The organism is Aliikangiella sp. G2MR2-5, assembly GCF_015687155.1.
Taxonomy (GTDB): Bacteria; Pseudomonadota; Gammaproteobacteria; order Enterobacterales; family Kangiellaceae; genus Aliikangiella.
This window is the reverse complement of the sequence record NZ_JADPQF010000001.1, coordinates 435,618-448,112: the sequence shown is the minus strand read 5'-3', so window position 1 is coordinate 448,112 and position 12,495 is coordinate 435,618. Positions and strand designations below refer to the sequence as shown.

Below are 12,495 nucleotides of genomic sequence, written 5' to 3'. Positions count from 1 at the left end.
GAGTTACTTGATAAAAGCTTCTCGACTTACTTCTCAATTTCTTTCCAAAAATTTACAACTAGCTAAAAACCGATTGACTGTTGCAAATATCGGTGACTATTCAATTTACCTGATAAGGTTTGCAACGCACTCAGTGCATCCAGTACACCAGCGCCATAACCTTGAACTTTCGGCTGTGCAAAAGGTCTCGCTGATTCTCTCAGGACTTGTGCCGCATCAAACGAATTAAACGGCAAAGCCCTTTTTAACGCGAAAGAGGCCATCAGCGCACAAACGCCTGCGACAAAAGGTGCTGCGAAACTTGTCCCTGAAACTTGTTGATATCCGTCGATGCCTGATGTCCAGATCTTTTTCCCTGGAGCAGACAAAGTTACGTGTTTTCCTCGAGTACTAAACTGGCATGGATTTCCTAAATCATCGACAGCACCTACAGCGATCACGCCGGGATGGGCAGCTGGAAAATATTCTTCTTCAATGCCCGAATTTCCACTTGCGGCGACTAAAATCACATCTCGTGACAATGCATAATCAACGACTTCTTTATGTGGTGTAGGTGCGTTGTCATGTAGGGAAGATTTGGCAGTACCAAAACTCATATTGATAACTTTTACATTGAGATCGATTAAACGCTTCATACCAGCATCAATATTCGATAAAGCCCCTATCCCAATACGTCGACGATTAGATAGACCTGCGCCTAAAACTCTCACCGGTGTTAATCCACAGTTGCCTCCGACACCGGGCGGAAGTTGAAATCCGTATGCACTTAAAATTCCGGCACAACCGGTACCATGCCCCACTTCGTCTGCAGGCGACTCATCGAAGCGGCGGTTATCTCCTACCAGCTGCAAACTACCAACCATCGCCTGGGTTAAATCAACTGTATCAAAGCCACGACGTAATCCTTGCGTAAACTCATTGTGGGTTGAAAAAACTCCGGTATCAGCCAGGCCGATTACAACCGATGGATCACCGGGTTCAAATCCCAGTGCTTGAGGTAGGCGGACTAATTCACGAGAGCGCCAGGACTGAACTTCGTTAACCCTGTTATCGACACTCTCAAGTGGAGTTAAATCTTCCGAATAAAATGGTGAAATACAAATTTGATCCGGACTCACGCTTTCAACAATTGGCACTTGCTCCAAAGCATTCAGTAAATGCTGTAATTTGCTTGAATCCTGAATTTCAATTCTTAAAACACGCGCTACCCCTGAAATTTGCTCTGCCTCGTCATAACGTCTTGCGCCACACACATGTGGCCTTTCGCTCACTCGAGTTCTCGAGTTATGTAATCGACATGCTCTGGCTCCTCCAGCAAAAGATCGGAGAATTCGATCAATAGGTCCGCCATCAATGTTTGCGCATTGATGTACTCCATATTTTTTGCATGCTCGTAAGCTAGGTATAGCTTCTGGCATCTCTCCCAGACTAAGCGTTAACAGCAAACGATTAGGTATCGTAGAAGTTAAAGCATAACCAGAAGACAAAGGAGCAATCATTTTGAACTCTCCTCGGCATTATGAATATCATTTGATGCTCCATCAGGCTTGATGGGGTTGCCATTAGCGACAAAATGGCGAGTTCCATCGTAGCCATCAACCAGGGTCAGATTCACCTTTTCGCCACCAACTAACTCAAGTGTTGCCTCACAACCCAACTGAGAAGCCAACGGCTCTAACAATAGTTCACCAGTCTTAAGCTTAACAATTGGGACAGGTCGTCCATCAGCAATCACTTTAGGCATTCTTTTATGACTAATCAGCGGAGTCTTTACTCTCAATCTAGTGGGTAACTGTTGCTGACTTGCACCCGATTGATTCTGACGAGATGAATTTGCTTGTAAATCGATATTGCTCGTTCGCAAGCTATCCTTCAAATTTCGTGTGGGGTGACTCGGACCTGAAGGAAGTTTTCCTGGAGATAAATTTTCTCTAAGCCCTGGCTGTATATATTGACCATTTTGCAAATGAGAATCTTGTTCAAAGCCATTTGGCCTAACGGAGTCAAATTTATTTTGTGACGGATTTTCAAAGTTATCTGGTTGAAAACCAGAATAGTCAACGCGATCAACTTTCGGTGCATCAGCGACTTGCAAAAGACGCTGCATTCGATTTTGAGGTAGTCGAGCCAATCTTGCGATAACATCAGAGCCTGCAGTTTTTCGTAATTCAACTAGCTGATTAACACTTCTTACGCCTATTTTTTCCAGGCGTCTTTGCAAATCCTCACTTTCCTGATCCCCTCCTAAAGCATCTCTCAATGATACTTCTGGCTCTTCTGCTTCAAAGTCGATGGCATTCTCTTCGATCATTGGTTTGGTAATAGTTGTCAAACCAAGCTTAATTGTACTTGCATTGGAAACCCCGGGTCTCGCAGGTTGGATATAAACTTCATCATCCATCATTTGAATATCAGCCTTTAGGTCCAACTCGATATTTTTAACGGCAAATGTCAACGGAAGTTTTCCAACTCTGGACTTAAGTGCCATTGCCGCCTGGGCACGATCCAATTGATCTGTCAGAGACTGAATAAACAGGTCAAATGGAACACCGTTCTCCTGAATAAAAGGAGGTATATCAGAAGCCATTATTTTCCTCCTGAGAACTTGTTGAAGCATTTTCTCGAGTTAGAACTGGTTCGTCATCTGCTCTAATATTTTTCGAATTTCTAGTACAAGCTTGCTCCGACATATCTGTTTGCTGCCAACAGATTTTCAAACTAGAAAGCTCGTCAAACCAATTGGCATCTTCAATCGAGCGAGGAACATCTCCTAACAACACAGCTTCGCCATCTCTGAAAATTACGCGCATATCAATTGGAATTTTCATTTCAGCATCTAGTACGGAAATCATTCCTTTCGATTTTTCACTAGCTTCAACCAAAGCCTGTTGAAGATCGATCAGAACTGTCGAAAAATCTCTAAGCATTAGTTCTGTCCTCCATTAACAATGGAGGGCTGTTGATTTATCGACTGAGAATTTTGCGGTGCGTTTTGCTGAGTCAGATTTTGACGACTTATGGCAGGGGTTAAACCTTGTATTAATGCAATAGTTTCAGCACCGGTCAATTGATCTATTGGCAACGCTTCGCTTACGAAGTTGAGCTTAACTTCGCCAAATAAGTCGGCTCTTACGCTCGACTCATTTTGCGCATTTACCGCCAGCGTCGATACCATCGTACTGGCCTGGTTGTAGGTTCTGCTCCCTCTTTGTCCCCAGTCCTGGGTAAGTGCTTGTTGCGGATCGCTTCCTGTAGCGTAGTCAACCTTCGCCGTATCTTGAGCGTTCGCTCTAAACATTACTTTGGCGGTAATCGAGCCATCTTTAACGGCTATACGATTTATCCCCAGCATCACCATACTGGCTAGCAGCTGTTGTCTTTCGGCACCAACTTTATTTCTAACTCTAGGCAATAGTTCTCTTTCCAAAATTTCGCTGGTAAGCTCCTCTCCCTGCATATCAAAATCAGCAAGCCAGTCAGGACTTAAGCCGTCACTTTTGGGAAAAAGTTGCGGTTGACCACTTCCAGGTGTAGAAGGTAAAACCAAAGAAACGTCACCTGTATATTTTTGTGCGAGCCAGTCCCTTGCTTGATTGTCCGTTACATTTTCAGCAGTAAACTGGTCAACACTTTTACTGATCGCTGCCACTAAATCACTGTAGCTTTCGAGCTGGCGGATAGAGGCATCCACTACAGCATCAAATGTTCCATTGACTAATGAAGAGACAAACCCGGGAAAGTCTAATTCATTAACCATGGCTCCAGCTTTCGCTGCGATTGTATCGGTCGCCTGCTTCTTAACTTTGGGTACCTGCTGTTGTTCTACTTCTTCTGCCAGCGCTCTTGCTCTGACGGGCTGACTGACATTCTTTTGGTTATTCATTTGAGAACTGCCAACATTTGCGGAACCTGTATTTCGATACTCGATCTCATTGTTGGCGCTATGATTGATACCATCATTACCTAACCCATTTGAACGGCTCTCCAGGTTCTGGTGACTCCCTTCGCTCAATGAAGAGTTGTCTGCCGAAATCGTATTGGCAAACCCGACAATGGGCGGAGGTGGAGCAGAAAGGCGAACGTCATTCATGTCTGGTTCCTACTTAAAGCGTATCAGCCTGTTCCCATCGACCGCTAATGTTATATCGTCCGTTACCAAACAGGTGCACGTCTCTAATTGCGATGTGGTCACTACCAATAGCTCGGGTAAACCGATACTCGAATCTGATCCGCAATGCTGCAAATTCAGGCGCGTTTTGTGGATAAACAATGTTGTCATCCATAATTTTGGCCTTAACGGTTAAACCCCAACCTATCGCATCATTAGTTGCTACATTGCTAATCAAAACGTTACCGACACTTTTTCCGTTGTATTGCCAGTTAATTTCGAAACCAGCACTAATTTGATCTCCAGCAAGGTTTACAACTTCCGGCCAATCCGTCAGACGAATAACTTCTCCATTATGTGCTCCAGGCATTGGCGTTGGGGCTGTATCATTTGGATGTTTCATTCCGCGAAGCTGATCTAATTCCCAGGTAATATCTCCCTGGTTGTTCACGATCCTTTCCATCGCTGCACCAGCAACTACAGAAGCTATTGCGACCGTCGCACCACCATCCATCGCTTTAACAATTTGCCCTTGGATTGGCTGCTGGCTAATTGGCTCAGGTGATGGAGCGAGCACAGGCTCTTGTTGCTGTAGTTGACTATTATTTTTTGGCGCGAGAGAGCTCGATGAATTTTGGTTTTGATGTGCTGCTTGCTCGAGATTTGGACTGTAATTCTGTGATAGCTCTTGATTGGACTGGATGTTTTGTCCGTTTGTCTGACCATCAGACTGAGCGCTAAATGCTGAAGCTAGAGCCGGCTGTAATCCACCGGGAATTGCTGCAGCGTGAAGAATTTGATACTCAAGATATCCTCCGGAATTATCAGTACGCCCTTCGTAAAGGTTTAGGAAATCTGCAAAACTGAGTTTAAGTTTACCTTTAGAGCCCGGCCAGGGATCATACATAAACATGGTGGTATCCGATCCATCGGCCGCACCATCACTCTCCATACCGACTAACACGCGAGCATGTCCACCACTATTGGGAGAAAAATTCATATCTACATAAAGCGGGCCATATGATTCCAACATATGGCGCCACGCCTCAATAGTGTACGATGCAGGAGCTTCAGCAACCAGATTCCAACTATCCGCAAGTACTTGCCGCTCTCTCGGCCAAAGTCCATTTTTATAAGCATCAATAACAGGAACCTTGGCAGCAATTTCACTGTCAGGAATTGATATGCTGTCACGCCAACCTACAATCATTGCAGCACAGGCAGCCCAACAGGAGCGATTACTACTTTGTGCCTGGAATGGAACCGTATCCCAATGAACGGCAAAGCTGGAATTTGAAAAAGATTGAGCTTGATAGTTTTGTCCGCGCGCAGAAAAGCGGCTCGACTCTTGTCCTAGCGACAACGGAATACCAAAGGGTACATCCGCCGCTAGAAGATGCCCAACGTAGTTCAGTTTATCCTGAAACAAATCGACAATATCGTCGGGTGTACTTGTTGATGGTCTTACGCCAAGCGAAACATTCGCCTGTTCGTATGCATCAAAAACCAGCTCAGAACAATAGGTTGCCCCCGCTTGACCAATTCGAATACCCAGCCTGTCCGCTATAGCATTTATTAATGCTGATTTTCCGGGGTTGAGAATGCTATAGCCAACATAGGCAACACCTGCATAATTATAAGGATTTCCGACTCGAGTCCGCGCATAGTTCGCAATCTGTGAAGCAATGCCTGGGTTAACTCTGGGATCACGATAGGCAACGGCAATAAGTGCGCCTTCAATCGCTTGCGCAAGCGGAATTTCTCTTACGCCATCTCCGACCGCTTCTATAATGTTTCCATTGCCGACATACAGCATAGCGTGGCTAACAGCTGATAGTGTACCTACTCGGATAGCGTAGGACACCGGATGTCGCGCAGTGGTAACAATAATATCGCCTTGTTGCAATGCATCGAGACCAATTGAGCGCCCGCCCTGCCCGGGATCTAGAGGAATGGCCATGGCCTGACTATGACCAGCTCCCTGAGGAACTCGTTGTCCACAAGGCAGGTTCATATCATTACGAAAGCTCGTGTTGCTGCTTGCTTCGGCACCTAGAGAGAATGACTGAGCTCGTCCCTCAATCCAGTCAATTTTAGAAGGCGTTAAAAAACAGCCTCTATTCAATCCATCACTCGCCGGCTCACCAGTAACATGAACTGCAGTAATTAATGCTTTGGGTTGACCGCTTGCATGATCAATTTTGTAAACAGGCGAGCCACTTGCGCCCCTTAAAGTCAGGATTGGATATTCAATCACTTGTGGCGCACTTTGCCCATGAACCAGTCCACCATGTAAATGTTGCTTATGACCATCAATGGCACGTCTCATTTCGGGAAGCACACGTGAACTTGATGAGTAGCCACAGACAATAACTCGCATTCTGTTGGAGGGTGTCTGGTGTAAGAACTCAAAATAATGACCATTTGGTGCTGTTAGTGGAACATTATCAATAACTGCCAAATCATTTGCCCAGTCCCCAGAACCACTGTAATTTGGAGCTATTCTCCAAGAGGATGATTGGACTGTAGTTTCCCCGAATGGCTTGCTGGATTCACCATTTCTGCCAGGTATTATGGTGACCGAAGACATTCCATTAAGATTGTGCGCACAAGTTAAAATTCTGTTGTTACTAATATAAAAGCCAGTGCCACGATAACGCTTACCATCCGGTGCCGTCATTCTTAACTGACAAATGGCTGAATGGGGAAACAACTGCGTATTAGGTACCCCGGCAAACCACTCTTCAGCCTCCGCACTGAACGCATTATCCTGACAGGTGAGTGCCGAAATTGGATCTTGCGGGTCATAAAAGGGCTCTATCAACTCTAAGGGCTGACTGGTATTAGCGGAGCCGGCAATGCCTTCTGAGTTGGCTCCATTTTGAACTGATGAGTTCGGAAGAGTGGTATCGACATTTGAAGCGTCCACACTAGCTGAGTTGTTCACTTCAATAGGGTTTACAACGGCCGAGCCGTTACCACCGTTTGAATTTGCAGCATTGTTTACCTCTGGTGAAGCAGGTTCAACCGAAGGAAGTGGTCCAAAACCATCATCATATACTGGCGCTTCAACATTTCCTCGCACTCTTATCTGATCATCTCTGGATGCAGAGGCTTGTCCGCCATTGGTTGGCACTCCAGAAAGGGCTCTATCCCCCCCCCATTCAAGGCCTGTATGCCCATTACCGCCCTGTCCATTAGGATGTATATATCCAGGTGGTGAGTATTTGTTAACTAGCCTTTGAAGACCTTTTCCAGTAAGCCCTGCAATTCCCACATACATATTTCCGCTAGTTGGAACTTGTATATGAGAGGGCCGCTCCTGAGTGTTTTCGGAATAGGTAGCCAATCCAAAATACAGCCGCTGGTTTCCAATGAAATTGGACATAACCTTGGGAGGTAGCAGGTAGACCGCCTCACCGCGATTCGCTCTTAAAATCCCGGCGGCACGACTCGAATAGAAATTATTACGATTTCTAAGCGCTCTGTTTTCCGGGTTGAATAAAATAGGATCGGTGGCTACTCCAACTTCGAATAAGGGATTTTCAGTTCTTACGGTAAAACCGAGAACGCTAAACCGGTCATCGATAGACTCACGGTTTGGTCGAATCTGTGGCATGATTCCTCCCGCCATTACTTTTGGCTACTTTTATTTAAATTCGGTTTATCTAACTGAGAATATTTACCGGCATCAGCCTGCAGCTCTTCTTCAGTCAAAATATTCATATCTGAATCAGTAATTACTTCCCAGAAGCTTTCCGGAGTGGATATTCCAATCGCTTCAATAAAAGGTTTCATAAACTTTGGGATTTTTCCTAATTCACAAAAATAACTTTTCTCACCTGTTTCTATCTGTTCGATGGAGCCTCGCCATTCAGCTTTCTCTCCAGAGGACTGTCCACCTTCGCGCCAAACTCGAATGATAAAAGAGGCTGATTTTTCGTCGGTTAATGCCATCGTTTTGGATCTCTTGGTTATCTTTAGTATCCTCCCTGGACATCACACGATAGTCACATGGGCATCACACGAGCATCACAAAATCAGCTAAGTGATAAATTAGTGCGTGATTCTATTGAGATGAGAGATAAAAATGGCGAAGCAGACACCCCATGTAGCTGAGGGCTAGGTCTATTTCAAAGTCTTCTTTTTTGAAATAAAGTTGGTAGCAAAAGGATTCAAAACTATGAAAGTCGTAGCAATGTCCGGAGAGTAGTTCGACGAAAACGGCTAGTTATCTGCTGGTTAGAAGCCAGAAGAAAGATGGTTTTTAATTTTAAAATCAAGGAGTTGAATATAATATTCAAATTTCTTACAGATCAATTTCAGTTAGTTGAAATCGACATCTAAAAGCTCAAGACCTGATTTCAATTGCTCATCTGCGATAGCCAGGTGCTCACGAGCACTCTGCATAAGCTTTCTGGATTGTGATTTAGTTTGAGAGTTAAACTGAGAGTTGAATTGAGAATAACCTTCGCTTTGTTCTGCAGTGTTTACGCTGAGCACATCAAATTTTTCTAGCGCAGAATCTTCGCGCTCAAGACAGGTACTAAAACTATTTAACAGTTTAGAAGTGTGACTCGAGTTAGCATTAACTTCCGGGTGCAATGCTGTGTTGGTAATTGATTGATATAATTTCATTGTTTGCTGCATTGGAGGGATCGCAAGTTCCTTGCGCAATAAATTCCGGCAAGTTTCAAATTGCTTTAAAGCAAGTGCCCGCTGACCACTCAATTCATATAATTCCATAAGTTCACGATGAACATCTTCTCTTAAAGGCTCGCTGTCCAAAACCATTTGCGCATAACTAATGCTTAGATCGAAGTCACCACATAATCTGGAGTATTCAATAAGCCTTGCTAAAACACTAAAATATATTCTGCGCAACTTTTCTCGCTCACGAATTGCCCACTCAGCGGTAAAGTTACCGAGTATATCGGCTTGATATAAAGTAATAGCCCTGTTTAGACTCGCAATATCTTGCTCAGTTAATTGATTAACAGGTCGTCCACTAGCGGCTTTGGCCTTTTGCTTGAATTCTTCAATATCAAGGTAAACATTCGCTTCTTTTCGGAAACAGATAAACCCTCTGCCATCGCGCTCAAATAATTCACCATTTCTAAAATGCTGTTTTTCAATATTTTTTCTTAAACGCCACAAGATAGTATTGAAGGCACCCTGACTGACTGTATTACCACATAAATCATCCCATAACTCGGCGACAAGTTCGTCCCGGCTGAAATAACGACCACGATAAAGAGATAAAAATGCGAACATATTAGCCAGTTTACTAGTTAACAGTAGTGCTTGATGACTTCCATCTGCGCGAGCATATTGGATGGAAAGAGTTCCGAATAATTGTATTTGAAGCATTTTTCAGTCCATTTAATTTTCATGATATAACTGACTACTACTACAATCTTCTTCCCCTGAAAGCTTATTTCGTTGCGATAAAAAAATACTTCCTCCGCCAGAACGAAAACTCGGGCGTCACCTTAAAACCGCTTGCAACTACTTAATTCTGATAATTATTCTGGTAATTTGATTACGGTAACTTTTTCTGAAAAGGAGATAAACTGCTCCAAGAGGACTTGTGTAACTTATCTTCCTTGATAAACACCATATTCCATAATTATTCTAACGAACTCAATAATGGCTCCGAACATCTTACTCCAAGATACATGGTGCAATTGCATTATCTTTGATGCAGTGCCTGGCTGCTTTAGAAAGTGTACACTTTATGATTTTTATTTTGCTCTTTTATTACAAGCTGATGTGACTAATACAAAGTCTAAAGACAGAACAATTTTTATAACAAAGAGTTCTGGAGAAAACAAGCCATAAACATTCAATATCTCAGCAGGATAATAATTAATTTCAATTACATCTCATTTTACTTTTAAGCTGCTCTTTTATCAGTTGTTATCTCTATCTGCCTTTTATTATTCTAAATAGATATTCCATCATTGTTATTAGATGATAACAAGCCTCGCAATTTATATAGGATACAAAAATTCATGTCGAAAAAAGAGCGAGGTTCGAATATGCAATAGTGAGATTAGAACTGTTTCTTAGTGATTATAGTAATCACTATATCTAAAAATATTCCTCAAGTTGTTCTTTTGTTAGCAAGAAAACGCCCAGCCCGCCTCTTTCAAACTCCAGCCAGGTAAAGGGTACTTCGGGATAGGCTGCATCCAGAGCTGCAGCACTATTTCCGACTTCCACTATCAAGATGCCCCCATCAGTTAGGTAATTTTTGGCCTCGGAAAGAATATTTCGGGTAATATCTAATCCATCAAAGCCAGAAACAAGCCCAAGTTTTGGCTCAGCAATGAATTCTTCAGGTATTTCGTCATAATCTTCTTCATCAACATAGGGTGGGTTGGAAACTATGATGTCATATTTTTTTTCAGGAATATTCTCAAAAAGGTCAGATTGATAAAAAGCGACATTGTCCTGCTCAAATCTTTGACGATTTATTTCTGCGACTTGCAAACAATCAGCAGAAATATCGCTGCCATCGACAATTGCGTCGGGGAAGTGCTGCGCACAAGCAATAGCAATACAACCAGACCCCGTACAAAGATCAAGAATACTTTGGACTTTCTCGGGTAATACAAAGGGTGTAAAGTGACGTTCTATCAATTCAGCGATCGGCGACCGAGGAACCAGAACACGTTCATCGACGTAGTATTCATTTCCACAAAAATAAGCTTTATTGGTAATATAGGCCAGAGGCTTTTTCTCATTAATCCGCTTAGCAATTCGATTAGCCAACTCACGTTTTTCACTAGTGGTCAATCGCGACTGTAAAATCGCATCCGGTGTGTCATCCGGCAATTCCAGAGTTTGTAAAACCAGAGAAACAGCTTCGTCCCAAGGATTATCAGTACCGTGCCCATAAAAAAGCTCGGCCTGGTTAAATCTCGCATACCCCCAACGGATAAAATCTTGAATACTGGACAAGTCTGCAATAGCTTCATTAACCAGAATTTCTTCTAAACCGCTTACTTCTTTCGTCATTGTTCGTTCTCCAGTTTTGAATGGCTCAAAGCATCCAACATTCGGGTTCTAACTGTTTCAACCAGCTCAGCTCTGGAATCTTTATTATAGTCAGCGACATCTACCGGTTCACAAACTTCAACCTCGATAGTTTGATTTAGATAAAGGGTTAAATCATTTCCCGCTTGAACCTTATGAATATCTTTGACAACTATTGGCACAATTAAAGCGCGAGTTTCTAACGCTAAATGAAATCCCCCTTTTTTAAATTCTGCGAGTTGACCATCTTTAGATCTGGTTCCTTCAGGGGCTACCCATAGAATAATACCATCTAGCATTTTTTGTTTTGCATTAGCCAGATCTTTTAGTGATTGCTCACGGTTGTGTCGGTCAATAGATACAAACTCTCCCCGGCGTAAAGCTGCCGAGAAAACAGGAATCTTGAAGAGCTCTTTCTTGGCCAACATTCTAATATTGGTATTTAAAGCAACCGCGCTAATGGGTATATCATATAGACTACTATGATTGCACATAACAATAATCGGTCGCTCAAGGTTTTCCTTCAGATTATCTCTTCCAAAAACCTTAACTCTCACTTGAATCAAGCCGAGCAAGTGCTTTGACCAGGCAATCATTTGACGCGTTACAAAAGGGCGAAAATTTTTTAATATAAATGAACCGGTAACTACTTTGGAACAATACCAAAAAGTATAAACACCGGTCATAAACGCGATCCAGTAAAATCTGAGTTTACTCGCTTTCTTAGCTCTCATTCTTTCTAAGCCTTAAACTTCTATGGCAACTTATAAATTCTCGTTTAATCTTTTGGTAGATAGACTCGGGCAACTCGACTTTCGCCGGTGCTATCAAAATCAATACGCACCAACTGAGCAGTTTGAAAGCCGAAAATATCACAGCCAGGAACCAAATATTGGGTCAAACGAGCAACAATAGGCATATGGCTCACAATCATCACATTAGTCTCTTCAAGTGTCAGCAGATAGTCGCCCAGAACTTGATGGTCTGCGAAATGAACAAGCATTTCTTCTGTTTCAAAAGCTTGTTCCAGACCAATTTTTTTATGAATGATAGTCGCCGTTTCCTGGGTTCGTCTAAATGGACTTACCAACATTCTTTCTGGTAGATTTTCTCCATTAGCCAAAAACTGTTGCCCGATATCTTCCGCCTGCTTTTCTCCGACAGGAGACAAGGCACGATTAAAATCAGATTCAAATTCTGAAGCGGCCAAACCATGCCGCATAATCCACAATGTATTCAGCCCAGACATTTTTATCCTCCAGGAAAAGAATTTTCAATCAGCATGCCAAACGGTTCGTGTCCCTGCCTGTTTCAGATGCTATTTGCCAATGGTAATCCGGTAATAG

10 protein-coding genes are annotated in these 12,495 nt (G+C 43.1%); all 10 read right to left on the bottom strand.

Going from position 1 to position 12,495, the window contains the following annotated elements:
- Positions 1-62 precede the first annotated feature (62 nt).
- Positions 63-1,499, bottom strand: a complete 1,437-nt coding sequence (locus tag IYN84_RS01930) for a S8 family serine peptidase (protein WP_196137479.1) — start codon at positions 1,497-1,499, stop codon at positions 63-65.
- Entirely contained in the window at positions 1,496-2,587 is a 1,092-nt protein-coding gene (locus tag IYN84_RS01925) for a hypothetical protein (protein WP_196137478.1), read from the bottom strand. Before IYN84_RS01925 ends, IYN84_RS01930 begins: the two co-directional genes overlap by 4 nt.
- Positions 2,577-2,927 carry a hypothetical protein gene (locus IYN84_RS01920; protein ID WP_196137477.1) on the bottom strand — a complete coding sequence of 117 codons (351 nt, stop codon included), beginning with the start codon at positions 2,925-2,927 and terminating at the stop codon, positions 2,577-2,579. The genes IYN84_RS01925 and IYN84_RS01920 overlap by 11 nt, the downstream gene beginning before the upstream one ends.
- Positions 2,927-4,090, bottom strand: a complete 1,164-nt coding sequence (locus IYN84_RS01915) for a hypothetical protein (protein ID WP_196137476.1) — start codon at positions 4,088-4,090, stop codon at positions 2,927-2,929. The genes IYN84_RS01920 and IYN84_RS01915 overlap by 1 nt, the downstream gene beginning before the upstream one ends.
- A gap of 13 nt (positions 4,091-4,103) precedes the next feature.
- The gene (locus tag IYN84_RS01910) at positions 4,104-7,727 is read right to left on the bottom strand and encodes a papain-like cysteine protease family protein (RefSeq protein WP_196137475.1); all 3,624 of its coding nucleotides are present in this window, start codon (positions 7,725-7,727) and stop codon (positions 4,104-4,106) included.
- Positions 7,728-7,741: 14 nt separating this feature from the next.
- Entirely contained in the window at positions 7,742-8,065 is a 324-nt protein-coding gene (locus IYN84_RS01905; protein WP_196137474.1) for a hypothetical protein, read from the bottom strand.
- A gap of 369 nt (positions 8,066-8,434) precedes the next feature.
- Entirely contained in the window at positions 8,435-9,478 is a 1,044-nt protein-coding gene (locus tag IYN84_RS01900) for a BTAD domain-containing putative transcriptional regulator (RefSeq protein ID WP_196137473.1), read from the bottom strand.
- 723 nt (positions 9,479-10,201) lie between these two features.
- Positions 10,202-11,131 carry a 50S ribosomal protein L3 N(5)-glutamine methyltransferase gene (gene prmB, locus IYN84_RS01895; RefSeq protein WP_196137472.1) on the bottom strand — a complete coding sequence of 310 codons (930 nt, stop codon included), beginning with the start codon at positions 11,129-11,131 and terminating at the stop codon, positions 10,202-10,204.
- The gene (locus IYN84_RS01890; protein ID WP_196137471.1) at positions 11,128-11,883 is read right to left on the bottom strand and encodes a 1-acyl-sn-glycerol-3-phosphate acyltransferase; all 756 of its coding nucleotides are present in this window, start codon (positions 11,881-11,883) and stop codon (positions 11,128-11,130) included. Before IYN84_RS01890 ends, prmB begins: the two co-directional genes overlap by 4 nt.
- A 44-nt stretch (positions 11,884-11,927) precedes the next feature.
- On the bottom strand, positions 11,928-12,398 hold the full coding sequence (gene sixA, locus IYN84_RS01885) for a phosphohistidine phosphatase SixA (protein ID WP_196137470.1): 471 nt from the start codon (positions 12,396-12,398) through the stop codon (positions 11,928-11,930).
- Between the last annotated feature and the right edge of the window lie 97 nt (positions 12,399-12,495).

What these genes read in the sequence shown, in the direction of transcription:
- IYN84_RS01905 (WP_196137474.1), bottom strand. Translation starts at nt 8,065, where the DNA reads ATGGCATTAACCGACGAAAAATCAGCCTCTTTTATCATTCGAGTTTGG.
- IYN84_RS01930 (WP_196137479.1), bottom strand. Translation starts at nt 1,499, where the DNA reads ATGATTGCTCCTTTGTCTTCTGGTTATGCTTTAACTTCTACGATACCT.
- IYN84_RS01910 (WP_196137475.1), bottom strand. Translation starts at nt 7,727, where the DNA reads ATGCCACAGATTCGACCAAACCGTGAGTCTATCGATGACCGGTTTAGC.
- sixA (WP_196137470.1), bottom strand. Translation starts at nt 12,398, where the DNA reads ATGTCTGGGCTGAATACATTGTGGATTATGCGGCATGGTTTGGCCGCT.
- IYN84_RS01915 (WP_196137476.1), bottom strand. Translation starts at nt 4,090, where the DNA reads ATGAATGACGTTCGCCTTTCTGCTCCACCTCCGCCCATTGTCGGGTTT.
- IYN84_RS01925 (WP_196137478.1), bottom strand. Translation starts at nt 2,587, where the DNA reads ATGGCTTCTGATATACCTCCTTTTATTCAGGAGAACGGTGTTCCATTT.
- IYN84_RS01890 (WP_196137471.1), bottom strand. Translation starts at nt 11,883, where the DNA reads ATGAGAGCTAAGAAAGCGAGTAAACTCAGATTTTACTGGATCGCGTTT.
- IYN84_RS01900 (WP_196137473.1), bottom strand. Translation starts at nt 9,478, where the DNA reads ATGCTTCAAATACAATTATTCGGAACTCTTTCCATCCAATATGCTCGC.
- IYN84_RS01920 (WP_196137477.1), bottom strand. Translation starts at nt 2,927, where the DNA reads ATGCTTAGAGATTTTTCGACAGTTCTGATCGATCTTCAACAGGCTTTG.
- prmB (WP_196137472.1), bottom strand. Translation starts at nt 11,131, where the DNA reads ATGACGAAAGAAGTAAGCGGTTTAGAAGAAATTCTGGTTAATGAAGCT.